The following is a 26,170-nucleotide window of genomic DNA, read 5'->3' on the forward strand; positions in this document are numbered from 1 at the left end:
TGGTCGATGTGCTGTTCCCGGCGCCACGAGGGGCTGTCCGGGCGATCACAGGGCCTGGCGCGCCGGCTCGGCGCCACCGTTGCGGCCCGGCCGTACGCCGCTGCGCCCCGTGAAGACCGTCTCGGCCGCCAGACCGAGCCCGGCCAGCACGACGAGCGCGCCGACCGGGGCGAGTGCGGCCAGGCCGAGGCCGCCGCTCCCCAGGACCCGGCCGCCGAGCCAGGACCCGGTCGCGATGGCGAGATTGAAGACGGAGGTGTACGCGGAGACGGCCAGCGTGGGGGCGTCCGGCGCGGCGGCCACCGCCTGCGTCTGCAACACCGGCACCAGCGCGAAGGCGACCACACCGAGGCCGAACACCGTCACCGCGGCCGTCGCGGCCCAGTGGCTGGTGACCGCGAAGGCGGCCAGCGCGGCCGCCAGCGCGCCGATCAGGGCGCGCAGCGAGCCCTGGGGGCGGCGGTCGGCCAATCGGCCCCCGATGATGTTGCCGACGAGCGCCCCGCCGCCGAAGACGACCAGCAGGACCGTGACGGACCCCTCGCCGAATCCGGAGACGCCGCCGAGTATCGGCGCGATGTAGGTGTAGACGACGAAGAATCCGGTCTCCGCGACCAGGGTGACCGCGAGGAGTGCGACGGCCCGGCGGGCGCGCAGCGCCGCGAGCCCGTCGCGGAGCCTGAGCGCCGCGTCCGGGCGGATGGCCGGGACGAGCAGCGCGACGGCCGCGAACGCCAGCGCGCTGACCGCGCCGAGGGTCCAGAACGCCGCCCGCCAGCCATGGGCGTTGCCGATCCAGGTGCCGAGCGGAGCGCCGAGGACGGTGGCGAGGTTCAGCCCGGTGGACACGAAGGCGACCGCCCGGCCCCGCCGCTCCTCGGGGACCATCGCCGCGGCGGTCACCACGGTGATCGCGAAGAAGGTGCTGTGGGTCAGCGCGGTGAGCACCCGCGCGGCCATCAGCAACCCGAACCCGCCGGCGCTCGCGGCCACCAGATTGCCCGCCGTGAACACCCCGAGCAGCCCCAGCAACGCCCCCTTCCGCGGCGCGCGCAGCGTCAGCGCGGTCACCACAGGACCGCCGACGGTGGCCGCCAGCGCGTAGCCGGTCACCAGCAGACCGGCGGTGGGCACGGACACCCGCAGATCACCGGACAGCTCCGGCAGCAGACCCACGACCACGTACTCGGCCGTGACCACCACGAACAGACATGCGGCAAGCGCGGCGAGCGCGAGCCGGTTCACGCGGGGAGACGTCGAACTCATGCCCGCGACGCTAAAGTCTCACATCGGTGTCAGAGTCAAGCCGATCACGTTCACACTTCGGGGTCGATCTTCGAAGAGAGGAAGAACAGACCGAGAGCGACCACCAGGAACAATGCCGCCAACTCGCTGTCCCGTAGGTACAGAACGATGGTCACGACGAGGGAGGCGAGCCCGAGCAGGGCGGTGAGACAGCCGACGACCCGCCGAGGGCGGGCAGCGGGCCCGGACAGGTGCACGAGGTCCGGGCCCTTGTCGTTCTGCCAATACGGAAAGGGTCCTGGCCGGTATCGCCACCCCTCTTCTCTCAGTTGCTGGACCGCCGGGTGGTGACGGGCGTGGCGCAGGCGGCGGGGGGCGAGGCGTTGCCAGGGCAACCACGCCTGGCGGGTTGCGATCCATACCGGTGTGGGAAGGCAGGCCACCACTGCCCAGATCACCGAGTGGACCTTGCCGGCCGGTGTGCTCGGCAGGATCCCGAGAAGCTTGTCCAACTGACCGCTGGCGGCGTATGCGATCAGTGCGGCGATGGAAAGTGCCATCATGGCCTGCTCGATCATGTGGCCGTTACGGCACCGCGCGCAGCGCGGCACGCGGACGCTGACGCTTCGCCACTTGGTGCGGACGCCCAAATACCAGGTTGGGGTGGATTCGACACCCCTGTGCAACCCGACTACACGATCGTGCCATGTGGTCGTGGTCTCGCTCGCGCAGAACCAGCATTCTCGCGTCATGGGCATCTCCTCGAACCGTGCCACCCGCCCCCGCAGGGCCGACACGACCGTAACTGCCGAAGCCGACTGTGGAATTGCCTTCGATGGCTTTGCAGGGAGCCCGGTTGCGGTGGTGGTAGCCGCTCACCTCCGTCGTGGGCCGCTGCCGCGCACCTTGCCCCGCCCGTGAGCTGATTGACGCAGACGCGTCACAGTGAATTCTTCGTATGTGCGAGGGGCGTGGGAATGAGGGCACTGGAGCCGCTGAGAAGTCAGCAGCGGCACCGGTGCGCCCGCAGGGCGGTGGTCGGCGTCGCTACGGGGATGTATCGGCGGCAGTGAGCTGGTCGACCGTGCCGGCGCGGAGTTCGCTCGGCTGGATGCCCGCGTGAAGCAACTGGAAGAGAAGCTCTCCCAGCTCCTCGGTGAGCAAGCCTGGCGCGAGTCCGGGCTCGGCGCCCCGGACGACATCGAGCAACTCAAGCTCCGCATCACCACCCTGGAGCAACAAGTGGTCGACTTGAAGCTGCAGTTGGAGGAACGCACCGAGGAATTGCAGGCCGCACGCGCCGCCAACCGCGGCATGATGTACCCGGCTGAACCGCTGACCTTCGCCTCGGCCTTGCCGGCGAGGCCGAGGCGGCCAGGCGAGGAAAACCCTTCGACCGACGACGCGCCGATCCGGCACCCTCCTGCCATGACCACGCCCCCCTTCATCCCCGGCCTGGACCTCTCCCGCCGCTTCTACGTTGAAGCCGTACGCCCCGTGCTGGACGAGGCCGCCTCCGGGATGGTGCACTCCGCCGCCCGTCTCGGCAGCGGCTCGGAAGTCCTCGGATTCGACAGCGCCCGATCCGCGGACCACGAGTGGGGCCCCCGCCTGCAGATCTTCCTGACCCCGCAAGATGCCATCCGCCACGGTGAGCGGCTCAGCACACTGCTCGCCGACCGCCTGCCGAAGACCTTCTGCGGCTACCCGACCCACTTCGCCTCCACCGGCGAGGTGGGCATCGGGGTCATGCAGATGACCGACGGGCCCGCACACCACCGCGTCGACGTCACCGATCCGGCCACATGGTTCACCGCGCAACTCGGCTTCGACCCGCGCACGGACGTCACCCTGGCGGACTGGCTGGCCACTCCTACCCAGCGCCTCGCCGAGGTCACCGCCGGCGCCGTCTTCCACGACGGGCTTGGACAGCTCGCACCGGCCCGCGCCAACCTCAACTGGTATCCCCACGATCTCTGGCTCTACCTGCTCGCCTGCCAGTGGCAGCGCATCTCCCAGGAAGAAGCCTTCGTCGGCCGCTGCGGCGAAGTGGATGACGAACTCGGCTCCGCCGTCGTCGCCGCACGCCTGGTGCGCGATCTGATGCGGCTCTGCCTACTGATGAACCGCCGCTACCCGCCCTACAGCAAGTGGCTAGGCAGCGCGTTCGCACGCACCCCACAGGCGCCCGAACTCACCCCGCAGCTCACTGCCGCCCTCGCCGCCACAGAATGGCACGCCCGCGAACAGCACCTCTGCCACGCCTACGAGACCATCGCTGCCCTGCACAACCAACTTGGCCTCACCGACCCGGTCGACCCGGCCACCCGGCCCTACCACAGCCGCCCCTTCCAGGTCCTGCACGCCGAACGCTTCACCGCTGCCCTGACCGACCGCATCACCGACCCCGGTGTCCGCGCCCTCCCAGTGATCGGGGGCGTCGACCAGTTCATTGACAGCACCGACGTCCTGAGCCGCCCGGAGCTGACACGCGCCGCCGCCCACGCCACACTCACCGACCCGAAACGGTGAACCCAGCCCAACCGCCTTGCACCACAGCGGGATGGTTGACCCATCGGCAGTCGAGCGCGGAGAGGACTCCGCCGAATCCCGCTCGGGCTTGCGCGGCGGCGAACCGTCGTTCGGGTTCGGACATGCCCTCGACGAGACGGAACGCGTTGGGTGCGCGCAAGTAGACGGCACCCACGTCGGCGAGGTCGACGGCACGGCGCGAGGCGGCGAGTCCGCCGGACCACCCTCGCCGGGCGTCGATACGCCCGGCGAGGGTGGCCTCTTGCGGAAACTCTGCGGTGTCCATGCGGAACACCTGCGCCCCTCGGTCCGTGAGCACCTTGACGACGCGGTCGGTCGGCCAGTCGTCGCGGGCAGCGATCACGAGGATGGCGGACATGGGTGCATCAGTCCTTCGGGCCCTCGTCGAGCGGCGGCGGGTTCTTGACGTTGCCGTCGGGCACCGAGGGGGTGTGGGTCGCCATGTACGGCAGCGGACCGTCGTACAGCCCGACCGACATCTGCGATTCCTCGTCATAGATGGCGGGCGGCTTCACGATCGCCTGTGTGGAGTCCGGCACGCGAGCGAAGCGGAGAATCCAGGGGCGCGTGGTTGACCCGGTGGGCCGCTCGTCACTGTGCGGGACCCTTCCGCCTTCGGGCGAGAGCGGGAACGCCTCCCGCGGATGCGCAACAGTGGTCACAGCTGCTGTCCTTCCTTTGCGATGGATGAAAGAGGTGTATGGGCTGGCAGCCTGGTGCGAGTCCTGGGGCTCTGCCCGCCCGACGTGGTCGCCTTCGGGCCGTGGGCCGGGTGGTCACTGGGCCGCCCCACTGCGCAGCTCGCACCAGACGCGCTTGCCCCATGGCAGGAGATCGGTTCCCCAGCGGCAGGTCAGTGCGTCGATCAGGGCCAGCCCCCGGCCGTGCGCATCGTCGTCATCCGGGTGCCGCAGCATCGGGAACGTACGCGATTTGTCCACGACACCGATGCGCACCAGATCATCACTCGGTCGGGTGATGATGACGCGGATGTAATGGCATGTGGTGTGCTGGGAGGCGTTGGCCACCAGCTCGGTGACGATCAGTTCGCCGGCCTCGGCCAGGTGGTCCAACTCCCAGGCGGCCAGGGCCGTACGGATTAAGCTGCGAGCAACCTTGGCGCTCTCCGCCTCACACGGCAAGGTCTGGGTATATCCCGGATGCCCTACGGAGTTGGGCAGTGCGGTCACGGTCGTCTCGGCCTCATCTGTCGGGGAACCCTCCGTGTCCGCACAAGGAACGCGGGCACGTACCCAGTCCAACGGCCGGGCGGCCAGGTCCTGGTAGACCACGTACCCCTCGGCCGTCCAGGTGGCCGGATCGCCGTACCGCGCCTGAAGCGCGGCGACACCGGCGGTCAGTGGCGTGATGCTGCTCCGGCTCCCTTCGGCAGGAAGCAGGTGAGGGGGCTGTTCTTCGCTGCCGTGTTCTCGCCCCTGCCGGTCCGGCGGGGGCACCTGATTGCTCAACGCTTACACCTCCAGCGTGGGTGAGCGCGCACCCGCAGCAGCTCTGTCGCATTGCGGAGTCATTACGTCACGCTCGGCAACCCCCGACAGCATGTGGGCCGCGCCACACGCCTGTCAAGCGGAGGATTGGCAGATTGCCAAATCCCCGCGAGGCGATACAGCAGACTGCGCTACCCTCAACATCACAATCACGCATGTGAGATGGAGGGGCCTCATGGCTGTTGTGAGCAGCAGTAGCCCGCTTACCGCGCGGCGCAAGCTCGGTACCGAACTGCGCGTGCTACGTGACCGCCTCGGCCTCACGACAGACGAGGTCGCATCCGCGCTCAACTGTCACAACTCGAAGGTCAGCCGATTCGAGTTGGCGAAGCGCTCCTGCACACGCAGGGACTTCGAAGCTCTCATGGAGCTGTACGAGGTTGATGATGAGAAGCGTGCCGAGTTGGCTGAGCTGTTCACCAAGGGACGGCAACGCATCCCACCGTGGTGGCAGGCGCACGCCGACGTGATCTCCGCCAACTATGCGGAGTTTCTGGCCTACGAGGCCGAAGCGGGCCGCAGTCGCGAGTATCAGGCCCTGTTGATTCCCGGCCTGTTGCAGACCGAGCACTACGCCCGCGCCATCACGAGTACCGGCTTCGCAGCCCTCGGCCCCGATCAAGTCGACAGCCTGGTGGAGGTTCGGATGCGCCGCCAGCAGCGGCTGCGGGAGGACGATCCGCTGGTCCTCGAAGCCGTGGTCACCGAGGCGGCGCTACGCCTTCAGGTCGGAGGGGCCGAAGTCATGCGCGAACAGCTCCGACACCTTGCCAGGGTTGCCGAGTTGGCCAACATCACGTTCCGGGTCATCCCGTTCACGGCAGGCGAGAACGGAACGGCCACAGGCGCCTTCACGCTCTTCTCGGACAGAGACCAGGATGCCGCCGACGTTGCTTTCATCGAGTCGGCGGAAGCCACCACCTTCCGCGACGACCCCCTCGCGCTACGACGCCTGGATCGCCTGTTCCGCAACTTGTCAGGGGCCGCACTCACGGAGGACGATACCCACAAGCTAATCGAACGCGTCGAGAAGGAAACGGTCTGAAATGAACGACTCGGCCGACCTGTACACGGGCGACCTCGCTAGCGCCACGTGGCGAAAGAGTTCGTACACGGCCAACAACGGCAACTGCGTCGAGGTCGCCGACATGCCCAACGCTCCCGGTATCGCCGTACGGGACTCCAAGAACACCCACCTCCCCGCCGCCCGGGTCTCTCACGCCGCCTGGTCCGCATTCCTCGCGGCCGTCGTCGATGACACCCTGAGCGGCGGGTTCGGCTGACCGACCGCCACATCGCGCAAGACAACGCGCCCTCACCTCCGGCTGTCGGCCGGGAGCGGGGGCGCGTGCGTACGGGCGGTCCATACAGGCGTTCGTACAGGCGGTCCGTACGGGCGGCGTGCGGTCAGCCCACCTCGGTTCAGCCGACCTCGGTGAGGTGCGGCATCGACTCGCTGCTCGCCACCACCCGGGACGCCCCACCCGTACCACGGTCGAGCACGCCCGCCGTGACCGCGATGGCCAGGCCCACGACGGCGAGCGCCGCGCCGACCAGGGTCGGCGAGGTCCAGCCCCAGCCGGCCGCGATCGCGACGCCGCCGAGCCAGGCGCCGCCCGCGTTGGCGAGGTTGAAGGCGGATTGGTTGGACGCGGAGGCGAGGGTCGGGGCGTGGCGGGCCTTGTTCATGACCAGCATCTGCAGCGGGTTCGTGGTCATGAAGCCGACCGCGCCCAGCGCCACCACCGTGGCCATGGCCGCCCACTTCATGTGCACGGTGAAGTCGAACAGGACCAGCACCACCGCGAGCGCCGCCAGCGAGCCGTAGAGGGTGGGCCGCAGGGCCCGGTCGGTGAGCGGTCCGGCGATCAGCGCGCCGAGGGTCATGCCGATGCCGAAGAGGGCGAGCACCACCGTGACGGAGGACTCGGCCAGGCCGGTGACCTCGGTCATCATCGAGGCGAGGTAGCTGTAGACGGCGAAGACGCCGGCGAAGCCGAAGACCGCGGTGAGCAGCCCGAGCACGACCTGGCGGTCGCGCAGTGCGCCCAGTTCGTGGCGGAGGCCGGCCTGCTGGCCCAGGGAGGTCTGGGGGATGAGCCGGGCGAGCGCGGCCATGGCGACGACGCCGATCGCGGCGACCACGAGGAAGGTGGCGCGCCAGCCGAGGCGCTGGCCGAGGAGGGTGGCCACGGGCACGCCGACGATGTTGGCGACGGTGAGGCCGAGGAACATCGTGGCGACCGCGCGGGCCCGCCGTTCCTCCGCCACCAGCCGCGCCGCGACCACCGCGCCGACGCCGAAGAACGCGCCGTGCGGCAGCCCGGCGAGCACCCGCCCGGCCACCAGCAGCCCGAAGTTGGGGGCCAGGGCGGAGGCGAGGTTGCCCACCGTGAAGAGCGCCATGAGAAGGATGAGCATCCGCTTGCGCGGGATGCGGGAGCCGAGGGCGGTCAGCAGCGGAGCGCCCACCACGACACCGATGGCGTAGGCGGAGACGAGGTACCCGGCGGTCGGCACGGAGGTGCCCAGATCGTCTGCGACGTTGGGCAGCAGGCCCATCATCACAAACTCGGTAGTACCAATGCCGAAGGCGCTCACAGCGAGTGCGAGCAGGGCCAGGGGCATGAGAGACCTTTCAAACGAAGAAGAAGAGGGGAGTGACGTGTATGTTCTCAACCGGAACAAAGTCTCTCATGCGTTTTGTTCCCGGGAGAATCGCCCAGGTGAACAACTTGTTAGCGATCTCTTGCGGGAAACCCCGGAGCGAACCGCATCCTTAACGAGGCGACGCGGAGCGCCGCCTCGTGGGCGGAGACCCCCCACCCATATCGAGGTCCAGCCCCCCCTCGATGTAACACAAGGCAATGCTATAGTCACTCTTCGTGAAGACAGTTGTCCCCGTCAAGCTGCGGCCCGCGCCCGAGGCGGCGAGGGCTCTGCATGACGAGCTGCGCGGGGTCAACGACGGCGCCAACTGGGTTTCAGAGGTGGCGTTCACTACCGGCACCATGCGTGAGTACGCGCTGCGCAAGCTGGTCTACGCCGAGCTGCGCGAACGGGGCGTCAAGTCCGCTGCCGCACAGCAGCTCATCAAGAAGGTCATCGACGCCTACACCACGCTGCGCGCCAACATCCGGGCGGGGAACCTGGGCACGAAGGGCTCCAAACGCCGGATCAAGGCAGAGTCCAAGCCGATCGTGTTCCGGCCGGACGCGGCGCAGGCGTACGACCACCGGAACATGGGCTGGGACATCGACGCCCAGACGGTGGCGATCACTACCGTGTCCGGCCGGCTGAAGGGCATATCGTTCGTCTGCTCCCCCAAGCAGTTGAAGACCCTCGCCCAATACCGCAGGGGTGAAGCCGACCTGCTCCACAAGGACGGCGTCTGGTACCTGTACGCCACGTGCGATGTGCCCGAAGCCGAGCAGTACGAGCCAGACGGGTTCATCGGCGTGGATCTCGGCATCGTCAACATCGCCACCACCAGCACGGGCTACCAGGCCGCCGGACGCGAGCTCAACCGCTATCGCAAGCGGCAGCTTGCCCTCCGCAGGAAGCTCCAGAAGAAGGGCACCAAATCCGCCAAGCGGCTGCTGAAGAAGATCCGCCGGAAAGAATCCCGGCGGGCCAAGGACCTCAACCACCGCATCTCCAAGACGATCGTGACCGAGGCTGAACGCACCGGCCGCGGCATATCCCTCGAAGAACTCAAGGGCATCCGCGAACGGGTACGGCTCCGCAAGCCCCAACGGGTCACACTCCACTCCTGGGCCTTCGCCCAGCTGGCAGACTTCCTCGTCTACAAGGCGCACCGGACCGGTGCGCCGCTGGTGTTCGTCGACCCGGCCTACTCCTCCCAGGAGTGCGCTGAGTGCGGACACACCGACCGGCTCAACCGTATTGATCAGGCTCGTTTCATCTGCCGGGGCTGCGGCGTCGTTGCGCACGCGGACCGGAATTCTTCCCACGTCCTCGCCCGAAGGGGCCAGGCCGTGTGGGATGCGGGGCGGAAGTCACACGTCCCGACCACCAGACCACAGGTCTGATGGCCAAGACGCGGCAGGCAACCTCACAGCCAGGGAGGCCCTAGCTGCAAGCTCGGGACTTCAATCCCGAGAAGCTGACATCTTGTGGACGGCCACCGCCCGGCGGCCGTCCGCCCCGCTCAGAGGTTGACCGACGCCGCCACCGGCAGATGGTCGCTCCCGGTCCGCGGCAGGGTCCACGCAGAGACCGGCGCCACCCCGCGCACCATGATCTGGTCGATGCGCGCCATCGGGAACGACGCGGGCCAGCTGAAGCCGAAGCCGTCGCCCGCCGCGCCCTGGGCGGACCGCATCTGCGAGGTGACGGGGGCCAGGGAGCGGTCGTTCATGGTGCCGTTCAGGTCACCCAGCAGAATCACCTTGTCGAGCGGCTCGTTGGCGATGGCCTCGCCCAGCGCGTCGGCGCTGTCGTCGCGCTGCCCGGCGGTGAAGCCCGCGTTGAACTTCACCCGCACGGATGGCAGATGAGCGACGTACACGGCGACGCGGGCGCCCGGCGCGGCGACGGTGGTGCGCAGCGCCCGCGTCCAGCCCAGCTTGATGTCCACCGGCTTGGTGCCGGAGAGCGGGTACTTGCTCCACAGCCCCACCGTGCCCTGGACCGTGTGGTAGCGGTAGCTGCCCGCCAGCGCCCGCTCGTACGTCGGCACCGCGGCGCTCTTCAGCTCCTCCAGGGCCACCACGTCCGCGCCCGAGGCGGCCACGTCCTGCGCGGTCTTGGCCGGATCGGGGTTGTCCGCGTTGACGTTGTGGGTGACGACGGTCAGGTCGCCCTTGCCGCCTGACTTGTCGGCGAACATCAGCCCGCCGAAGAGGTTCAGCCATACGGCGACCGGAAGGACCAGCGAGAGCACGGCGCTGGCCGAGCGGCGGACCAGCGCGAGCACCAGCAGGATCGGGATCAGCAGGCCCAGCCAGGGCAGGAAGGTCTCCAGCAGGCTGCCGACGTTGCCCACGCGATTGGGGATCTCGGCGTGGAAGGTCATGACCAGCGCGAGCAGCACCGCGATCGCCGCGAGGACCAGCCCCCGCCGCCAGATGCCGCGGTCACTCCGGAGCCGGTCGAGCAGGCGCCGGGCCCGAGAGCCGGTCGGCTCAGGAGCGTCTCCCCCATGCTGTGCCGTCTCCTGCGTGTACGCCTGCGCCATTCGTCGTCCGTCCCTCGCTGCCTCAACTGCCGCGCCCTAAGACCATAGGCGATGACCAGGGCTTCCCCGACGCTCCGGGCGAGTGCCCCAGGAGAGGGGACGTTCGCCGGGAGCGTACGGGTTCCGGCTTCGCGGGGAAGGCGTGGCCGTTGTGACACAACAGGCACAAACCAGCCGTAAGACGGCGGGCGTGACCAGCCGTAGGACGGCGGGCGTGACCCGCCGTGCGACGGCGGGTGTCAGGCCCGGGGCCGCACCCCCTCGAGCACCGTATCGACGATGCTCTCGGGCAGTCCCTCCGGCAGCGCCTTCCGTTCGTGAAGAATCGTGCGGGACAGCATCGGGCCGGTGAACAGATCGGCGAGCAGCTCGACATCGAGGTCGTCGCGGATCTCGCCGCTCGCCATCCCGCGGCGCAGCACCTCGTACAGCACCTCGCGCCGGGCCGCTATCACATGGTCGTCATAGACGCGCCACAGCTTCCGGTTGGCGTGCATCTGGGTGACCACGGTGGCCAGGAGGGCGGAGTTGCGTTTGGCCAGGCCGCGCCGCCGCATCAGCTCCAGGATGGTGACCAGGTCGTCGCGGACCGAGACTCCGGTCGGCTGTGGGCTCGGCTCCTCCAGGGAGCGCATCACATCGATCATCAGCGCGTCCTTGCCGGACCAGCGACGGTAGACGGTGGCCTTGCCGACCCCCGCCTCGCGCGCGATCCGCTCGATGGACAGCTCACCGATCGTGGCGCCCTCCTCGATCAGCCGCAGCGTGGCCTCGATGATCGCGGCGTCGGCGGCGGCGCTGCGCGGCCGCCCCGGCAGCCGGGGCCCCGCGCAGTCGGGCGCGGTCATCGCTCCGCTCCGGCTCCCGCTTGCTCCCGCGACCGGCCGGCGCCGGGCTCGCCTCCGGCGGCGGCCTTGCCGGGCAGGAAGGCCAGCACGACCAGCGCGCCGAAGAGGGCGACGGCCGCCGAGCCGAGCGCGGTGACGTGCATGGCGTGGATGAAGGCGTCGTGCGCCGGGCCGACCAGCGCCTGGCCCTTGGACCCCAGCTTCTCGGCGAGGCCGAGGGTGGCCTCGACGGACTCCCCCGCCGCGTGCCGAGCGGAGTCGGACAGCCCGGGTGTGGCCGCCAGCGTGTCCTTGATGCCGTTGCGGTAGGAGGTGGAGAGCACCGAGCCGAGCACCGCGACTCCGAGCGCGCCGCCGACCTGGCGGAAAGTGTTGTTGAGCGCCGAGCCGGAGCCGGCCTTCTGGCGCGGCAGGGTCTGCATGACCGTCAGTGTGACGGGCGGCATGATGTGCGCCATCCCGGCGCCCTGAAAGAAGAAGAGCACTTCCATCACCACCAGGGGGCTGTCCACCCCCAGCAGCGTGAACCCCGCCATGGTCCCGGCCACCAGCAGCATGCCGCCCGCGCACACCACCCGGGCCCCGAACCGCTCGACGACCAGCCGGGTGCGGGGCGCGAAGATCAGCTGGGCGACGGCGAGCGGCAGGATCAGCAGGCCGGACTCCAGCGCGCTGTAGCCGCGCACGCTCTGGATGTAGAAGACCATGAAGAAGGTCACGCCCATCAGGGCGAAGAAGACCAGCGCGATCGCGGCGACGGCGGCCGAGAAGGCGGGCTTGCGGAAGTACGAAACATCAATAGCCGGGTGGTCGCTGCGCTTCTCGTGCACCACGAACAGCACCAGAACGGCCAGTCCGCCGCCGATCGTGCCGAGCACCCGCGCATCGGCGAAGTCGGCGAGCTGGCCGCCCTTGATGATGCCGTACACCAGCAGCACCAGACCCACGACCGACAGCAGCACCCCGCCGGGGTCGAGCCGGCCGGGCGCGGGGTCCTTGGAGTCGGGGACCAGCAGTGCCATCGCGATCAGCGCGATGATGACGACGGGGACGTTGACGAAGAAGACCGAGCCCCACCAGAAGTGCTCCAGCAGCACGCCGCCGGTGATCGGACCGATCGCGATGCCGAGGCCGACGGCCGCGGTCCAGATGCCGATGGCCTTGGGCTGCTCGTCGCGCTCGAAGACGTTCACCAGGATGGCGAGGGTGGCGGGCATCACGAGCGCCGCGCCCAGGCCCATCAGCGCCCGGAAGCCGATCAGCTCGCCCGGCGAGCCGGAGTAGGCGGCGAGCACCGAGCCGATGCCGAACACCGCCATGCCGCTGAGCAGCACCTTCTTGCGGCCCAGCCGGTCGCCGAGGAGACCGGCGGTGAACAGCAGCCCGGCGAAGACGAGCGTGTAGGAGTTGATCGCCCATTCCAGCTGGCTCTGGCCGGCGCCGAGCCCTGTCGGCTTGGGCGAGGCGATGGTCTTCATCGCCACGTTCAGTATGGAGTTGTCGAGGACGACGACCAGGACGCTGAGCATCAGCACGGCCAGAATCGCCCACCGCCTGCGGTGGATCGCCTCGGGGACGCCGCTCACGGCGGGGGCGTCCTGGGTGTCGGAGGGGGATGCCATAGGCCCCAGGCTAGGCAGCGTTCCGATACGGATCCGTCTCGTATTGGAAAATCTTTGCGAGGCTTTACCCCGCTTTACGGTCCCGCGCACGCCGAGCCGGGCAGACGCGCACGCCGGGCGGGGCGGAGCGGGGCCCACTTTCGCCCGGCGGCACCGCGTGCCAGCATGGGGGTGGTCCGGGGACGCCGTGAGGGCGCCTCGAGATGACGAACAGGAGCGTTGCAATGGCGCACGTCAGCCCTGCCGGGAAACAGCCCGACAGCAGCGGGACCGGCCCGTCCGCGGCCGGAAAGGCGCTGTACGGAGGGAAAGGGTCCCGGCGCATCACCGTCCGCGACATCGCCGCCGCCAAGGAGCGCGGCGAGAAGTGGCCCATGCTCACCGCGTACGACGCGATGACCGCCTCCGTCTTCGACGAGGCCGGCATCCCGGTCATGCTCGTCGGCGACTCGATGGGCAACTGCCACCTCGGCTATGAGTCCACCGTGCCGGTCACCATGGACGAGATCACCATCCTGTCCGCCGCCGTCGTCCGGGGCACCAAGCGCGCCCTGATCGTCGGCGACCTGCCCTTCGGCTCGTACCAGGAAGGCCCCGTGCAGGCGCTGCGCAGCGCCACCCGCCTGGTCAAGGAGGCCGGCGTGGGCGCGGTGAAGCTGGAGGGCGGCGAGCGCTCCGCCCACCAGATCGAGCTGCTGGTCCAGTCCGGCATCCCGGTCATGGCGCATGTCGGCCTCACCCCGCAGTCCGTCAACGCCTACGGCGGATATCCGGTGCAGGGGCGCGGCGAGGAGGCCGCGCAGCAGCTGCTGCGCGACGCCAAGGCCGTCCAGGACGCGGGCGCCTTCGCGGTCGTGCTGGAGACGGTCCCGGCCGAGGTGGCCGCCGAGGTCACCCGCTCCCTGCACATCCCGACCGTGGGCATCGGCGCCGGGCCGGACTGCGACGCGCAGGTCCTGGTGTGGACCGACATGGCGGGCCTGACCGGCGGCCGCGTGCCGCGCTTCGTCAAGCAGTACGCACAGCTGCGCCAGACCCTCGGGGACGCGGCGCGCGCCTACGCGGAGGACGTCGTCGGCGGCGCCTACCCGGCCGCGGAGCACTCGTTCCACTAGCCATCGCGGCACGCCGACAGCCCGCCGATCTTCCCCCGTCGGCGGGCTGTCTGCCGCTTGTCTGCGGCTTGTCGGTGGGTTGTCGGTGGGGGGTGTCATCGTGGTCATATGACGCGATACGAACACACGACCAGCGGCGGCAACGCCGTCGAAGTACGGGGGCTGGTCAAACACTTCGGCGACACCAAGGCTGTCGACGGGGTGGACCTGACCGTGCCGGAGGGCACCGTCCTCGGCGTGCTCGGCCCCAACGGAGCGGGCAAGACCACCCTCGTCCGCTGCCTGTCCACGCTGCTGGTGCCGGACGCCGGCACCGCGGTGGTGGCCGGGTACGACGTGGTGCGCCAGCCCCGGCAGCTGCGCCGCAGGATCGGGCTGACCGGGCAGTACGCCTCGGTCGACGAGAAGCTCTCCGGCTGGGAGAACCTCTACATGATCGGGCGGCTGCTCGACCTGCCCCGCAAGGACGCCCGCGCGCGGGCGGACGCCATGCTGGAGCGGTTCTCCCTGACCGACGCGGCCAAGCGGGCCGCGCGCACCTACTCCGGCGGTATGCGCCGCCGGCTGGACCTGGCCGCGTCCATGATCGGCCAGCCCGCCGTGCTCTATCTGGACGAGCCGACCACCGGTCTGGACCCACGCACCCGCAACGAGGTGTGGGACGAGGTCAAGCGGATGGTCTCCGAGGGCTCCACGGTCCTGCTGACCACGCAGTACATGGAGGAGGCCGAGCAGCTCGCGGACGACCTGACGGTCATCGACCAAGGCAAGGTCATCGCCGAGGGCCGGGTCAACGAGCTCAAGGCCAAGGTCGGCGGCCGCACCCTGCAGATCCGCCCGTCCGACCCGGGAGAGCTGCACCGCATGGTCGGCGCCATCGCCCAGGCGGGGCTCGACGGCGTCGGCGGCGCGACCGCGGATGTGGAAGAGGGCCTGGTCAATGTGCCGATCATCAGCGACGAGCAGCTGACCGCCGTGATCGGTCTGCTCGGCGAGCGCGGCTTCGCGATCTCCGGGATCGACACCCATCTGCCCAGCCTGGACGAGGTGTTCCTGGCCATCACCGGTCAGAAGACCTTCACGCCACAGTTGGAGAACGACGCACTTGAGGAGGTCGCCGCGTGAGCGCCGCGACGGTGAGTTCCGCGCCCGTGAAGGCGCTGCCCGGCGAGGGCCGGATCGGGCTGCGCGCCAATCTGCGCCACATCGGCGCGTTGGTGCGGCGCAACGCCCTGCAGATCAAGCAGGACCCGGAGTCGATGTTCGACGCCCTGCTGATGCCGATCGTCTTCTCGCTGCTGTTCGTGTACGTCTTCGGCGGCGCGATCACGCAGGGCGACCGGGACGCCTACGTCAGCTACTTGGTCCCCGGAATGATGGCGATGGGCGGTCTGAACATCGCGATGTCGGTCGGCACCGGCGTCAACGACGACTTCAACAAGGGCGTCATGGACCGCTTCCGGACGATGCCCATCGCCCGCTCCTCGGTGCTGATCGCCAAGCTGATCGTGGAGACCGGCCGGATGCTGGTGTCCACCGTCATCCTGCTGATCATGGGCTTCATCATGGGGTTCGACCTCAAGACCGGTCCGGCCGAGCTGCTCGCCGCGGTCGCGCTGGCCCTGCTCTTCGGCTCCTCGCTGACCTGGATATTCATGCTGCTCGGCCTGTCGTTGAAGACCCCTCAGGCCGTGCAGGGACTGGGGTTCCTCGTGATCATGCCGCTGCAGTTCGGCTCGTCCATCTTCGCCCCGACCTCGACCATGCCGGGGTGGCTGCAGTCCTTCACCAAGTACAACCCGCTGTCTCAACTCGCGGACGGCGCCCGGGCGCTGACCAGCGGTCATGGCGCGGTCGCGCATCCGGTGACCATGGTCCTGATCTGGGCTGTGGCCATCACGGCGGTCACCGCGCCGCTGGCGGTGGCGAAGTTCCGCAACAAGACCTGAACCGCGCACGCACCCGCCGCGCACGCCGCGCCCGCCGCGTCATACGAGGGCGGTGGCCTCCTCCAGGGACAGGCCGCCGCCCTCGGCGTACGCCCGCTCGTACGCCGCGTCGCCCAGCTGGTCCCGCGCCGCGGCCTCCGCCCGCTCACGGTTCGTGATCTCCATGGCGGCGACGCGGTAGGCGCCAGGCCGCAGCGCGTCGTACGCGCCGAGCAGCCGCGCCGCGGTCTCGGCGTGCCCCGCGCCGCCCAGCTCGGTCAGCGCCCGGGCGCCGGTCAGGACATGGATGACCTGCATATGTGGCGCGATCAGCCGGGCCAGCGGGTCGCTGCCCTTGGCCACGGCTCCCCGCAGCCTCACCAGGGCGTCCTCGGGCCGTCCGTCCAGCACATCCAGCCAGCCGAGCAGCCCCTCCACCAGCCCCTGGAAGAGGTCCAGCGCGCGCTGGTCGAACTCCTCCAGCACCTGCTCCAGCTGGGCCCGTGCCTCCTGGGTGGCTCCGGTGTTGCCGCACCGCATGGCGAGGTGCAGCCGGGCGTACGCCAGCGCCTCGGAGTCCCCGTGCTGCCCCAGCCCCACCATCTCGCGCAGTATCCGCTCGCCCTCGGCGGCCTCGGCCGCCACCCCGCTCTCGACCATCACCCCGGCCAGCCGGGCCCGCAGCAGCGACACCTGGGTCAGGGCACCGAGCTGCTCGGCACAGCTGATCGCCGCGCGGTAGTCGGCGGCGGCCGCCTCGAGCTCGCCGCGCTGCTCCAGCAGCTCGCCACGGCCGGACAGGGCCTCGGCCACGCCCCACGCGTCCCCGAGCCGGGTGAAGATCTCCAGGCTTCTGTCGGCGGCCCGCCGCGCCTCGTCGGTCTCCTCGACCCGGTCGCCCAGGACCTTGGCGCACAGCTGCAGGATCAAGGCGGTCTCCCACTCGTAGCCGAGCTCCCGGCAGCTGCGCACCCCCTCGTCGATGATCTCCCGCAGCAGCGCGAAGTCGCCCGTGAGCAGCACGGCGTAGAACCACATGAAACCCGGTACGCGGCAGATCTGCGGCAGCCCCGGGCGGTAGGCGGAGACGATCCCCTGCAGCTCTGCCCGGGCCTCCTCACTGCCCAGCTCCCGCATGTCGCCCTCAATATTGGCCAGCCCGACCAGCCGCACCCCGCGCCGCGCCTCGTCGAGCAGATCCGGCGGCATGGGCGGCGGCCGGTCCGTGGAGGCCGCGAGCAGCGGGGGCACCGGGGCCACGGGCGGCGCGAAGGGGTTGGGGCCGAGCGCCGCGGCGGCCGCCGACCACTGGCGCGCATCGCCGCGGTGGCCGCGCAGCTGCCAGAACCAGCCGAGCGACAGCACCAGGCACAGCGCCTCGTGCTCGTCGCGCACGGCGACGGCGCGGCGCAGCGCGGCCCGCAGATTGTCGTGCTCCGTCTCCAGCCGAGCGAGCCACACCCGCTGCTCCCGGCCGCGCAGCAGGGGGTCGGCGGTGCGGGCCAGCTCCCGGTAGGCGACCAGGTGGCGCCGCTCGACCACCGGGCGCTCCCCGGCCTGTTCGAGCCGCTGGGCGGCGTACTCGGCGACGGTCTCCAGCAGCCGGTAGCGCATCCCGCCCGCCGCGTCGGGGGCGGCGACGACCAGGGACTTGTCGACGAGCGAGCCGAGCAGGGCGGTGACGTCCAGGGGGTCGACCGTGCCGGACCGCCCGCCCACGTCAGCCGACGCGCCCCCGCCAATGCCGCCGCCCCCGTCGGCCGTATCCCCCGGATCCCCGCATACGGCCTCGGCGGCGGCCAGGTCACAGCCGCCCGCGAAGACCGACAGCCGGCGCAACACGGTGCGCTCCCGCTCGTCGAGCAGCTCCCAGGACCAGTCGACGACCGCGCGCAGCGTCTGCTGGCGGGGCAGCACGGTGCGGCTCCCGCTGGTCAGCAGGCGGAAGCGGTCGTCGAGCCGGTCGGCGAGCTGACGCGGGGTGAGCGACCGCAGCCGCGCCGCGGCCAGCTCGATGGCCAGCGGCAGACCGTCGAGCCTGCGGCAGATCTCGGCGCAGGCCGCCGGGTCGTCGTCCACCCGGAAGCCGGGCCGGGCCGCCGCGCCCCGGTCCTGGAGCAGCCGCAGCGCGACGGGGTCCGGCAGCGGATCCACGGGGCGCACCAACTCGCCCGGGACGGCGAGCGGTTCGCGGCTGGTGGCCAGGACGGTGACGCCGGGGCAGCGGGTGAGCAGGGTCTCGGCGAGCAGGGCCGCGGCGTCGACGAGATGTTCGCAGTTGTCCAGCACGATCAGCATGCGCCGCGGCGCGCAGTGCTCCACGAGCCGCGCGAGCGGGTCGAACGTGGTCGGGTCGGTCGCGGCCCGCAGCCCTTCCGCCGCGGTGCCGCGGATGACGGTCTGGCGCGCCCCGAGCGCGGTGAGCACCGTCTCCGGCACGGTCCCCGGGTCGTCCACGGGCGCCAGCTCCGCCAGCCAGACGCCGTCCGGCCAGGCGTCCGCCACCGACTCGGCGGCCTCCTGCGACAGCCGCGTCTTCCCGGCCCCGCCGGGCCCGAGGAGCGTGATGAGCCGGTGCTGCCCGGCCAAATCCCCCCGCAGCAAGCCGAGGTCCGCCTCACGGCCGACGAAGCTGGTGAGCCGAGCCCGCAGATTGCCGCCCCGCGCCCCCGGCCGCGCCCCCGGCCACAGGGGCGGTGCGCCATCGGAGGCAGGCCCCGGCGCGGCCCCCGGCACAGCGGATACGGCAGCTACGGCGGGCGGGGTGGGTACGGGGGGCGCACCGGGCACGGCAAGCGGGGCAGGCGCCGCGGGCGCACCAGGCGCGACGGGCACTGCGGGCACTGCGGGCCCGCCAGGCGCACCGGGCACGGCAAGCAGGGCAGGCGCCGCGGGCGCACCAGGCGCAGCAGGCGCGACGGGCCCAGCGGGCACTGCGGGCGCGCCGGGCGGGGCAGGCGCAGCAGGCGGCATGGCAGGCACTGCGGCCGGCCGGGCCGTCGCCGCCCCGGCGGGGCCCGGCGGCGTAGGGGCCAGCAGCTCGGCGTGGAGCGCGCGCAGGGCGGGGCCGGGGTCCGCGCCGAGCCGGTCGGCGATCTCGGTGCGGATCGCCTCGTACGCGGTCAGCGCCTCCGCCGGGCGGCCCGCGTCGCGCAGCGCGCGGATCCGCAGGGCCTGCAGCGGCTCGTCGAGCGGATGGGCGGTGCAGGCCTCGGCGAGCTGGGGCAGGGCCTGCCCGGCCCGCCCGAGGGCGAGGTCGGCCGCGATGCGGCAGCGACGGGCGTCCAGGCGGCGGGCCTCGGCCCGGGCCGCCGCCGAGCCGCCGCCGGGGAGGTCGGCGAGGGCCGGGCCGCGCCACAGGGCGAGGGCGTCGTCGAGGACGGCGGCGGCCTTGGCCGGGTCGCCGTCGTCCAGGGCCCTGGCCCCCTCGTCCACCAGGCGTTCGAAGCGGTGCAGATCGACGTCGTCGCGGTCGGCGCACAGCCGGTAGCCGCCGGGGACCGAGCGCACGGCGTCCTTGCCGAGGGTCCTGCGGAGGCGGCCGACGAGGGCCTGCAGCGCGCCGTTCCCGTCGGCGGGCGGGTCGGCGTCCCACACCTCCTCGATCAGCGCGCCGGTGGTGTGCGCCCGTCCGGGGTGGAGCGCCAGCACGGTCAGCAGTGCGCGCAGACGGGTGCCACCGAGCGCGACGGGGGTGCCGTCGTCGCGTTGGGCCTGGGTGGTGCCGAGTATGGCGTAGCGCACCGCCCTATTGTCGTGCACGGCGACCGCTGGTCCGCTCAGCTGTTCGCCCATAGCATCTGCCCCCGGAACTCCCAGCACCCCGCTCGACGTTTCCCGGTCACCGCACGCACCCTGCCCCGACCGCACAGCCCCCACGGAGAGACATCACGCATGGCCACCGCAGTCACCCGCCACAATCGGCGGATCAGCCCCGTGTTCCTCGGCTTGGTCGCGATCATGGGCGTGTCCGGATGGGCGGTGTGGACGGACTTCTCGGCGAGCCCCGGCTTCGCGGTCTTCCTCTTCGTGGTCTCCGGCTGGATCGTGTCGCTGTGCCTGCACGAGTACGCCCACGCGCGCACCGCGCTGCACGGCGGTGACATCTCGATCGGCGCCAAGGGCTATCTGACGCTCAACCCGCTGAAGTACACCCATGTGGCGCTGAGCATCGTGCTGCCCGTCCTCTTCGTGATCATGGGCGGGATCGGGCTCCCCGGCGGGGCGGTGTTCATCGAACGGCACCGCATCCGCGGCCGCTGGAAGCACAGTCTGATCTCGGCCGCCGGGCCGCTGACGAATGTCGCGTTCGCCATCGCGCTGACCGCCCCCTTCTGGCTCGGCGCCCTGGACGGCGTGCCCGACGTGTTCCGCTACGCGCTGGCGTTCCTGGCGATGCTGCAGGTCACCGCGGCCATCTTGAACTTCCTCCCGGTCCCCGGACTGGACGGGTACGGCGTGATCGAGCCGTGGCTCTCGTACCGCATACGGCGGCAGGTCGAGCCGTACGCGCCGTTCGGGCTGCTCGCGGTGTTCGGTGTGCTGTGGATACCGGAGGTCAACCACGTCTTCTTCGACGCCATCGACGCGGTGATGCGGGCGCTGGGCGTGTCGGCAGGGGAGACGACGTGGGGCCGGGAGTTCTTCCGCTTCTGGAAGGGCGAGCCCCAGCTGTACTGAATCAGCCGGCGACCTCGGCCTCCTGGGCGGCGGCCCGGGTGGCGGCGGCCCGGTCCATCTTGGCCTTGCGCAGGTAGTACCAGGTCATGTTGGAGGAGATGCCCGCGAGCAGGATCCACACGACGCCGAGCCAGCTGCCCCGCGTGAAGGACACGACCGCGGCGGCGACGGCGAGGGCGCAGACGGCGAGGGTGTAGAGGGCCAGTCGGGGCATGGGCTCGGCTCCTGTCCGGGGGTGTATCAGTCCAGGACATTGTCCCCCATGCCCCTCCCCATGCCCCGCCCCGCTCCCCAGTGGGCTCGCCGACACGGTGTCGGGCGTCGGCCGCCCGGTCAGACGTCGGTGATCCGCAGCCCCGCGTGCGCCTTGTAGCGGCGGTTCGTCGAGATCAGGTTGGCGACCAGCGACTCGACCTGGTGGGCGTTGCGCAGCCGCCCCGCGAACACGCCCCGCATGCCGGGGATCCGGCCCGCCAGCGCCTGCACCAGGTCGGTGTCGGCGCGGCTCTCGCCCAGCACCATCACATCCGTGTCGATCCGTTCGACCTGCGGGTCCTGCAGCAGCACCGCCGACAGGTGGTGGAAGGCGGCGGTCACCCGCGAGTCGGGGAGCAGGGCGGCGGCCTGCTCGGCGGCGCTGCCCTCCTCGGGCTTGAGCGCGTAGGCGCCCTTCTTGTCGAAGCCGAGCGGGTTCACACAGTCGACGACGAGCTTGCCGCTCAGCTCCTCGCGCAGCGCCTCCAGGAGCCCCGCGTGGCCCTCCCACGGCACCGCGACGATCACGACATCGCTGCGCCGCGCGCACTCGGCGTTCTCCGCACCCTCGATGCCGAACTCCGCGCCGCCCAGCTCCTCGGCCGCGGTGCGCGCCCGCTCCGCGGCCCGGGAGCCGATGATCACCTTCTGGCCCACCCGGGCCAGCCGGTACGCCAGGCCGCGCCCCTGGTCGCCGGTGCCCCCGAGCACCCCGACGACCAGGTCGGACACGTCGGGCAGGTCCCAGGGGTCCTTGGCGGGGGCCTTCTTCGCGGGGGTCGCGCCATCAGCAGCAGTAGTCATGACAGCGATACTGTCACGCGCCCTTCACGCCTTCACGCTGCCCTCGGTGAGCCCCGTGCGCCAGTACCGCTGCAGGACCCCCATCAGGACCATCAGCGGCAGTACGGACAGGAAGGCGCCGCCGACCGTGTACTGGTAGAGCTCGGGCTGCCGGTCCGCGTACCCCTGCCAGGAGGTGAGGCCCAGCTGGATCGGGTACAGGTCGGAGTCCGAGAGCATCACCAGCGGCAGCAGGAAGTTGTTCCAGATGTGCACGAACTGGAACAGGAAGACGGTCACCAGCGCCGGGGTCATCAGCCGCAGCCCGAGCGTGGAGAAGATCCGCACCTCGCCCGCGCCGTCGATCCGCGCCGCCTCCAGCAGTGAGTCGGGCACGGCGGCGGCCGCGTAGATCCGGCACAGATAGACCCCGAAGGGGCTGACCACGCTGGGCAGCAGCACCGACGCGTAGGTGTTGGCGAGCCCCATCTCGCTGAAGAGGAGATACAGCGGGAGGGCGAGCGCGGTGCCCGGGATGAGCACCCCGGCGAGGATGACGTTGAAGACGCCCTCCCGCCCGGGGAAGGGGAACTTGGCCAGGGCGTAGCCGGCGGCGGCCGACAGCAGGGTCGCGGCCAGCGCCCCGACGCCCGCGTACACCAGGCTGTTGGTGAACCAGCGGACGTAGATGCCGTCGTCGTAGGTCAGCACCCGGCGCAGATAGTCGATCGGGTGCGGGTCGTGGAACCAGAAGCCGAACGTGCCGAAGAGGTCGCTGCTGGACTTGGTCGACGACACCACGAGCCAGTAGACCGGGACCAGGAAGTAGACGGCCGCGACGGCGAGCAGCGAGACGGTGATGATGCGGTAGCGCAGCGGCGGCTGGTGGCCGTCCCGGCGGCGGCCGGGGCGGCGCGGCTCGCTCGCCCCGGGGCTGGGCGCCGGGGCGCCGTCCGCCGGGATCTGCGGGGTGACCTCGGTGCTCACCTGCTCGTCCCGCCCTTCCCCTTGGGCTCTCGCTGTCCCACGAGCCTGAGGAAGCCGAAGGACAGCACACAGGCGACGAGCGCGAGCAGTACCGCCTCGGCCGCCGCGATGTGCTGGTTGTTGCTGGTGAACGCCTCGTTGTAGGCGGCCAGGTTGGGTGTGTAGCCGGAGTCGATGGAGTTGCTGAGCGGTTTGAGCACCTTGGGTTCGGAGAACAGCTGGAGGGTGCCGATGATGCTGAAGACGGTGGTCAGCACGAGCGCGGGGCGGATCAGCGGCAGCTTGATGTGCCAGGCGATCTGCCAGGCCCTGGCCCCGTCGATGCGCGCCGCCTCGTACAGCTCGCCGGGCACGGCCTTCAGCTGCGCGATCAGCACCAGCATGTTGTAGCCGGTGAACTGCCAGGTGACGATGTTGGCGATGGACCACAGCACGGTTCCGCGGGACAGGAAGTCCACGTCCCATCCGGCCGAGTGCGCCATCTCCACCAGGGGGCTGATGCCCGGCACGTACAGAAAGCCCCACAGGATCGAGGCGATGACGCCGGGCACCCCGTACGGCAGGAAGAAGGCGGTCCGGAAGAAGCCGACCCAACGGGCGGAGGCCGCCTCCAGCAGCAGCGCGAGCCCCGTGGCCAGCACGATCATCACCGGGATCTGCACCGCGCCGAACAGCAGCACCCGCCCGAAGCCGGCGGTGAAGCGGTCGTCCTGCAGCGCGGTGGTGTAGTTGGCCAGGCCCGCCCACACCTCGTTGGTCTCGCCGCCGAGGCCGAGCGCGCCGGTGCGCTCGACCTTCAGCAGGCTCTGGTACACGGCGTATCCGATGGGCGCGAGGAAGCACAGCAGGAAGAGCGCGAGGAAGGGCAGCAGGAATCCGGCCGCCGCCCGTGCGCTGCGGGCCTCGGTGCGGGTGGGGCGTCTCACCCGGCCTTCACCTTCAGTCCCTTTTCCTTGAGGTCGCTGACCGTCTCGCCCTGCACCTTCTTCAGTACGGACCGGAAGGAGCCGCCGTCGCCGAGGGCCGCGGTGAAGGCGTCGCCGAGCCGCTGGTAGAGGGTGTCGGTGGCCGGGCCCCACCGCCAGCTGGTGTCCACGCCCCTGCTCGCGGCGTCGAAGACCTTGCTGTACTCCTGGCCGCCGAAGAAGTCCTTGTGCACGTCCAGGGCGGAGGTGGCGTAGCCCTGTTTGGCCGCGGGGGTGCCATAGCCGTTGTCGATAAGGAGCTTGATCGACTCGGGGTCGGTGTTGAGCCAGATCGCGAAGTCGAGCGCGTCCTGGGGGTACTTGCTCTTGGCGAAGATCGCGGTGGTGGAGCCGCCCCAGTTGGCGAAGGCCCCGTCGCCCTTCTTCCACTGCGGCATGGGCACGACGCGCCACTTCCCGCTGGTCTTGGGGGCGTTGCCGACCAGCAGCGCGTCGCCCCAGCTGGCGCCGAGCCAGGAGGCCATCGCGCCGGTCTGGACGTCCTTGTACCAGGCGTTCTGCCGGTCGGGGATGGTCTTGATCAGCTTCTGCTTGACCAGCGCCTCCCAGAAGTCGGCGACCTTGCGGGTCGGCTCGTCGTCGATGCTCACGAGCCAGGTGTCGCCCTCGGCGCCGAACCAGCGCGCCCCGGCCTGCCAGGCCAGGCCCGAGAAGCGGTTGCCGTTGGTCGCCGAGAAGGTCTCGATCCAGGCGCCCTTCTTACGGATCGCCTTGGCCGCCGCCTCGTACTCGTCCCAGGTGGTGGGCGGCTCGATACCCCACGTGTCGAACAGGTCCTGACGGACGAACAGGCCCATGGGGCCGGACGCCTGCGGTACGGCATAGACGGCCTTGCCGAACACCGACTGCTGCCACTGCCAGCCGACGAACTTGCCCTTGTGCTTGTCGATCCCGTACTTCGTCAGGTCCAGCAGCCCGTTGTCGATGAGGAAGCTGGGCACGACCGGGTACTCGATCTGGCCGAGGTCCGGCGGGTTGCCCGACTTGATCGCGGCGTGCATCTTCGCGTACTGGGCGCCGTCCACGGCCGAGACCTTCTCGACCTTGACCTGCACCTCGGGGTTCTTGCTGTTCCACAGGTCGACGGGCTTGTCGATGCCCGGCACCCAGGACCAGAAGGTCAGCGTGATCTTCTCGCCCTTCTTGCGGCCCTTGGGCTCGTCGTCCCCGTCGTCCGAGCCACAGCCCGCGAGGGCGAAACCGGCCGCCACGGCGGCCGCGCCGCCCAGGACGGCCCGCCGCCCGGGGACCTGGAGGTGCCCGTGAGTTCTGTGGTGGTGCATCTCGCTCATACCAGCTCCTTCACCGGAATGCGCCGGAAGGTGATCGTCGAGTAGGCGCTGAAGTCGCCGGTCTCGTAGAGCAGTCCGACGGTCGCGTCATCGATCCTGACCAGGTCGGAGTAGGCGGCCGGCAGCCCGGCACCGTCGACGGGCTGCGCGGGCCGCCAGGTGACCCCGCCGTCGCGGCTGGCCCGCACGGTCATCAGGGCCCGGTAGCCGGGGTCGGCGGGCCCGGAGAACAGCAGCACGCCTGCCTCTGCTCCCCCGGGGTCGCTCAGGTGCAACACACTGCCCTCGACAACCGGCGCGACCAGCCCGGCCTGCGGCCTGAAGGGCGTATCGAGGGTCGCGCCGCCGTCGGACGAGTGGGCGTCGGCGCGGTTGCCCGGCGCGTTCGCGTCACTGCGGGTGTTGAAGTAGACGCGGCCGTCGGGGAGTTCGGCCGCGGTGGTCTCGTTGGCGTTGATGTACCCGTCGGGATCGTCCTCGACGTACCCGATCCGCCAGGTGGCGCCGTCGTCATCGCTGAGCAGATCGTGCCCGCCGTCGTACTTCCCCTCGGCCCCGGTGTCGCCGGCGACGGTCGGCGGCGTCGAGTGGTTGCCGGGGACGACGATCCGGCCCGCCCAGGGGCCGTGCCGTAACCGCAGGGCGTGGCCGGGCGTGGTGGCGTACCAGCGCCACTCCGGCCGCTTCGCCTCGCCGGTGATCTCGCGGGCCGCGCTCCAGCTCGCCCCGTCGTCGTCGCTGTGTGTCACCCACACCCGCCGCCCGTCGGCGGCGGACACCTCGCCGCGCCGGATCAGGGCCTCGGTGGCGGTGGCGGCGCTGGTCACATGGACCAGGACGACGCGGCCGTCGGTGGTGACCACGGGCGCCGGATTCCCGGCCGTGCCGCCGCCGTTCCGGGCGACGACCTGTAAGGGCCCCCAGGTCCGCCCGCCGTCGGCCGAGCGCTTGAGGACGAGGTCGATGTTCCCGTGGTCGGCGGAGGACCCCACCCGCCCCTCGGCGAAGGCCAGCAGCCTCCCGGCGGCCGTCGCCACCACTGCCGGAATGCGGTAGCTCGCGTACCCCTCGGCCCCCGCCCGGAACGGCACCGAGACCTCGTACGCGCGCGCTGCCACACCGCTTGCCATCCGACCCCTCTTCCCGCTCAGTCCCGGGGCGCGATGCC

Annotated in this window: 24 protein-coding genes; 8 read left to right on the forward strand and 16 right to left on the reverse strand. The window is 70.8% G+C overall.

The window, feature by feature from the left end:
* Nucleotides 1-45: 45 nt before the first annotated feature.
* Together PV419_RS37985 and PV419_RS37990 are read right to left on the reverse strand one after the other, a co-directional pair.
* Nucleotides 46-1,266 (reverse strand): MFS transporter, encoded by a 1,221-nt coding sequence (locus PV419_RS37985; RefSeq protein ID WP_319696834.1) that lies wholly within the window; start codon nucleotides 1,264-1,266, stop codon nucleotides 46-48.
* A 50-nt stretch (nucleotides 1,267-1,316) separates the two neighbouring features.
* Nucleotides 1,317-1,823, reverse strand: coding sequence for a hypothetical protein (locus tag PV419_RS37990; protein ID WP_319696835.1), 507 nt, complete (start codon nucleotides 1,821-1,823; stop codon nucleotides 1,317-1,319).
* Between the two features lie 850 nt (nucleotides 1,824-2,673).
* On the opposite strand from PV419_RS37990, the gene PV419_RS37995 reads away from it, so the two are divergent.
* A complete protein-coding gene (locus PV419_RS37995; RefSeq protein ID WP_319696993.1) occupies nucleotides 2,674-3,777 on the forward strand; it encodes a DUF4037 domain-containing protein in 1,104 nt (367 codons plus the stop codon).
* Here PV419_RS37995 and PV419_RS38000 read toward each other — a convergent pair.
* From PV419_RS38000 to PV419_RS38010, 3 genes are all read right to left on the reverse strand, one after another.
* Nucleotides 3,758-4,156 (reverse strand): MvdC/MvdD family ATP grasp protein, encoded by a 399-nt coding sequence (locus tag PV419_RS38000; protein ID WP_319696836.1) that lies wholly within the window; start codon nucleotides 4,154-4,156, stop codon nucleotides 3,758-3,760. The two genes, PV419_RS37995 and PV419_RS38000, sit on opposite strands and share 20 nt — an antisense overlap.
* Before the next feature lie 7 nt (nucleotides 4,157-4,163).
* A complete protein-coding gene (locus PV419_RS38005; protein ID WP_319696837.1) occupies nucleotides 4,164-4,337 on the reverse strand; it encodes a hypothetical protein in 174 nt (57 codons plus the stop codon).
* Nucleotides 4,338-4,574: 237 nt separating this feature from the next.
* The gene (locus tag PV419_RS38010) at nucleotides 4,575-5,267 is read right to left on the reverse strand and encodes an ATP-binding protein (RefSeq protein WP_319696839.1); all 693 of its coding nucleotides are present in this window, start codon (nucleotides 5,265-5,267) and stop codon (nucleotides 4,575-4,577) included.
* A 214-nt stretch (nucleotides 5,268-5,481) separates the two neighbouring features.
* Here PV419_RS38010 and PV419_RS38015 point away from each other — a divergent pair, with 214 nt between their 5' ends.
* Together PV419_RS38015 and PV419_RS38020 are read left to right on the forward strand one after the other, a co-directional pair.
* Nucleotides 5,482-6,351 carry a helix-turn-helix transcriptional regulator gene (locus PV419_RS38015; RefSeq protein ID WP_319696841.1) on the forward strand — a complete coding sequence of 290 codons (870 nt, stop codon included), beginning with the start codon at nucleotides 5,482-5,484 and terminating at the stop codon, nucleotides 6,349-6,351.
* Between the two features lies 1 nt (nucleotide 6,352).
* Nucleotides 6,353-6,589, forward strand: a complete 237-nt coding sequence (locus tag PV419_RS38020) for a DUF397 domain-containing protein (protein ID WP_319696843.1) — start codon at nucleotides 6,353-6,355, stop codon at nucleotides 6,587-6,589.
* A gap of 139 nt (nucleotides 6,590-6,728) precedes the next feature.
* Here PV419_RS38020 and PV419_RS38025 read toward each other — a convergent pair whose 3' ends face one another.
* Nucleotides 6,729-7,934 carry an MFS transporter gene (locus PV419_RS38025; RefSeq protein WP_319696845.1) on the reverse strand — a complete coding sequence of 402 codons (1,206 nt, stop codon included), beginning with the start codon at nucleotides 7,932-7,934 and terminating at the stop codon, nucleotides 6,729-6,731.
* A 257-nt stretch (nucleotides 7,935-8,191) separates the two neighbouring features.
* Here PV419_RS38025 and PV419_RS38030 point away from each other — a divergent pair, with 257 nt between their 5' ends.
* Entirely contained in the window at nucleotides 8,192-9,358 is a 1,167-nt protein-coding gene (locus PV419_RS38030) for a transposase (protein WP_319696847.1), read from the forward strand.
* Nucleotides 9,359-9,477: 119 nt separating this feature from the next.
* On the opposite strand, the gene PV419_RS38035 is transcribed toward PV419_RS38030, so the two are convergent.
* The 3 genes from PV419_RS38035 to PV419_RS38045 all read right to left on the reverse strand — a co-directional run bounded on the left by PV419_RS38035 (nucleotide 9,478) and on the right by PV419_RS38045 (nucleotide 12,976).
* The gene (locus PV419_RS38035; RefSeq protein WP_319696849.1) at nucleotides 9,478-10,506 is read right to left on the reverse strand and encodes an endonuclease/exonuclease/phosphatase family protein; all 1,029 of its coding nucleotides are present in this window, start codon (nucleotides 10,504-10,506) and stop codon (nucleotides 9,478-9,480) included.
* Nucleotides 10,507-10,745: 239 nt separating this feature from the next.
* Nucleotides 10,746-11,354, reverse strand: a complete 609-nt coding sequence (locus PV419_RS38040) for a TetR/AcrR family transcriptional regulator (protein WP_319696851.1) — start codon at nucleotides 11,352-11,354, stop codon at nucleotides 10,746-10,748.
* Nucleotides 11,351-12,976: an MFS transporter gene (locus PV419_RS38045; protein ID WP_319696853.1), complete on the reverse strand. Its 1,626-nt coding sequence runs from the start codon at nucleotides 12,974-12,976 to the stop codon at nucleotides 11,351-11,353. The genes PV419_RS38040 and PV419_RS38045 overlap by 4 nt, the downstream gene beginning before the upstream one ends.
* Nucleotides 12,977-13,200: 224 nt before the next feature.
* On the opposite strand from PV419_RS38045, the gene panB reads away from it, so the two are divergent.
* The 3 genes from panB (at nucleotide 13,201) to PV419_RS38060 (ending at nucleotide 16,040) form a co-directional block, all read left to right on the forward strand.
* Nucleotides 13,201-14,091 (forward strand): 3-methyl-2-oxobutanoate hydroxymethyltransferase, encoded by an 891-nt coding sequence (gene panB / locus PV419_RS38050; protein ID WP_319696855.1) that lies wholly within the window; start codon nucleotides 13,201-13,203, stop codon nucleotides 14,089-14,091.
* A 108-nt stretch (nucleotides 14,092-14,199) separates the two neighbouring features.
* Nucleotides 14,200-15,216, forward strand: a complete 1,017-nt coding sequence (locus tag PV419_RS38055; protein WP_319696857.1) for an ATP-binding cassette domain-containing protein — start codon at nucleotides 14,200-14,202, stop codon at nucleotides 15,214-15,216.
* The gene (locus PV419_RS38060; RefSeq protein WP_319696859.1) at nucleotides 15,213-16,040 is read left to right on the forward strand and encodes an ABC transporter permease; all 828 of its coding nucleotides are present in this window, start codon (nucleotides 15,213-15,215) and stop codon (nucleotides 16,038-16,040) included. The genes PV419_RS38055 and PV419_RS38060 overlap by 4 nt, the downstream gene beginning before the upstream one ends.
* A gap of 39 nt (nucleotides 16,041-16,079) precedes the next feature.
* Here the strand turns inward: PV419_RS38060 and PV419_RS38065 are convergent, their stop codons facing one another.
* On the reverse strand, nucleotides 16,080-19,814 hold the full coding sequence (locus PV419_RS38065; protein ID WP_319696861.1) for an AfsR/SARP family transcriptional regulator: 3,735 nt from the start codon (nucleotides 19,812-19,814) through the stop codon (nucleotides 16,080-16,082).
* Between the two features lie 99 nt (nucleotides 19,815-19,913).
* Here PV419_RS38065 and PV419_RS38070 point away from each other — a divergent pair, with 99 nt between their 5' ends.
* Nucleotides 19,914-20,699 carry a site-2 protease family protein gene (locus PV419_RS38070; protein WP_319696863.1) on the forward strand — a complete coding sequence of 262 codons (786 nt, stop codon included), beginning with the start codon at nucleotides 19,914-19,916 and terminating at the stop codon, nucleotides 20,697-20,699.
* 1 nt (nucleotide 20,700) lies between these two features.
* Here the strand turns inward: PV419_RS38070 and PV419_RS38075 are convergent, their stop codons facing one another.
* From PV419_RS38075 to PV419_RS38100, 6 genes are all read right to left on the reverse strand, one after another.
* Nucleotides 20,701-20,913 carry a hypothetical protein gene (locus tag PV419_RS38075; RefSeq protein WP_319696865.1) on the reverse strand — a complete coding sequence of 71 codons (213 nt, stop codon included), beginning with the start codon at nucleotides 20,911-20,913 and terminating at the stop codon, nucleotides 20,701-20,703.
* A gap of 119 nt (nucleotides 20,914-21,032) precedes the next feature.
* Nucleotides 21,033-21,758, reverse strand: coding sequence for an NADPH-dependent F420 reductase (gene npdG / locus PV419_RS38080; RefSeq protein ID WP_319696867.1), 726 nt, complete (start codon nucleotides 21,756-21,758; stop codon nucleotides 21,033-21,035).
* A gap of 24 nt (nucleotides 21,759-21,782) precedes the next feature.
* Nucleotides 21,783-22,724, reverse strand: coding sequence for a carbohydrate ABC transporter permease (locus PV419_RS38085; protein WP_415925468.1), 942 nt, complete (start codon nucleotides 22,722-22,724; stop codon nucleotides 21,783-21,785).
* Nucleotides 22,721-23,650: a sugar ABC transporter permease gene (locus PV419_RS38090; RefSeq protein WP_319696868.1), complete on the reverse strand. Its 930-nt coding sequence runs from the start codon at nucleotides 23,648-23,650 to the stop codon at nucleotides 22,721-22,723. Before PV419_RS38090 ends, PV419_RS38085 begins: the two co-directional genes overlap by 4 nt.
* Nucleotides 23,647-25,002 carry an ABC transporter substrate-binding protein gene (locus PV419_RS38095; RefSeq protein WP_319696870.1) on the reverse strand — a complete coding sequence of 452 codons (1,356 nt, stop codon included), beginning with the start codon at nucleotides 25,000-25,002 and terminating at the stop codon, nucleotides 23,647-23,649. The genes PV419_RS38090 and PV419_RS38095 overlap by 4 nt, the downstream gene beginning before the upstream one ends.
* Nucleotides 24,999-26,132, reverse strand: a complete 1,134-nt coding sequence (locus tag PV419_RS38100) for a sialidase family protein (protein ID WP_319696872.1) — start codon at nucleotides 26,130-26,132, stop codon at nucleotides 24,999-25,001. Before PV419_RS38100 ends, PV419_RS38095 begins: the two co-directional genes overlap by 4 nt.
* Nucleotides 26,133-26,170 lie beyond the last annotated feature (38 nt).

It is taken from the genome of Streptomyces sp. ME19-01-6 (assembly GCF_033793745.1).
In the GTDB taxonomy this organism is placed as follows: Bacteria; Actinomycetota; Actinomycetes; order Streptomycetales; family Streptomycetaceae; genus Streptomyces.

Coding starts and splice junctions, on each gene's coding strand:
- PV419_RS38035 (WP_319696849.1), bottom strand. CDS start 10,506: ATGGCGCAGGCGTACACGCAGGAGACGGCACAGCATGGGGGAGACGCT.
- PV419_RS37985 (WP_319696834.1), bottom strand. CDS start 1,266: ATGAGTTCGACGTCTCCCCGCGTGAACCGGCTCGCGCTCGCCGCGCTT.
- panB (WP_319696855.1), top strand. CDS start 13,201: ATGGCGCACGTCAGCCCTGCCGGGAAACAGCCCGACAGCAGCGGGACC.
- PV419_RS38075 (WP_319696865.1), bottom strand. CDS start 20,913: ATGCCCCGACTGGCCCTCTACACCCTCGCCGTCTGCGCCCTCGCCGTC.
- PV419_RS38065 (WP_319696861.1), bottom strand. CDS start 19,814: ATGGGCGAACAGCTGAGCGGACCAGCGGTCGCCGTGCACGACAATAGG.
- PV419_RS38020 (WP_319696843.1), top strand. CDS start 6,353: ATGAACGACTCGGCCGACCTGTACACGGGCGACCTCGCTAGCGCCACG.
- PV419_RS38095 (WP_319696870.1), bottom strand. CDS start 25,002: ATGAGCGAGATGCACCACCACAGAACTCACGGGCACCTCCAGGTCCCC.
- npdG (WP_319696867.1), bottom strand. CDS start 21,758: ATGACTACTGCTGCTGATGGCGCGACCCCCGCGAAGAAGGCCCCCGCC.
- PV419_RS38000 (WP_319696836.1), bottom strand. CDS start 4,156: ATGTCCGCCATCCTCGTGATCGCTGCCCGCGACGACTGGCCGACCGAC.
- PV419_RS37995 (WP_319696993.1), top strand. CDS start 2,674: ATGACCACGCCCCCCTTCATCCCCGGCCTGGACCTCTCCCGCCGCTTC.
- PV419_RS38025 (WP_319696845.1), bottom strand. CDS start 7,934: ATGCCCCTGGCCCTGCTCGCACTCGCTGTGAGCGCCTTCGGCATTGGT.
- PV419_RS38045 (WP_319696853.1), bottom strand. CDS start 12,976: ATGGCATCCCCCTCCGACACCCAGGACGCCCCCGCCGTGAGCGGCGTC.
- PV419_RS38070 (WP_319696863.1), top strand. CDS start 19,914: ATGGCCACCGCAGTCACCCGCCACAATCGGCGGATCAGCCCCGTGTTC.
- PV419_RS37990 (WP_319696835.1), bottom strand. CDS start 1,823: ATGATCGAGCAGGCCATGATGGCACTTTCCATCGCCGCACTGATCGCA.
- PV419_RS38015 (WP_319696841.1), top strand. CDS start 5,482: ATGGCTGTTGTGAGCAGCAGTAGCCCGCTTACCGCGCGGCGCAAGCTC.
- PV419_RS38100 (WP_319696872.1), bottom strand. CDS start 26,132: ATGGCAAGCGGTGTGGCAGCGCGCGCGTACGAGGTCTCGGTGCCGTTC.
- PV419_RS38040 (WP_319696851.1), bottom strand. CDS start 11,354: ATGACCGCGCCCGACTGCGCGGGGCCCCGGCTGCCGGGGCGGCCGCGC.
- PV419_RS38055 (WP_319696857.1), top strand. CDS start 14,200: ATGACGCGATACGAACACACGACCAGCGGCGGCAACGCCGTCGAAGTA.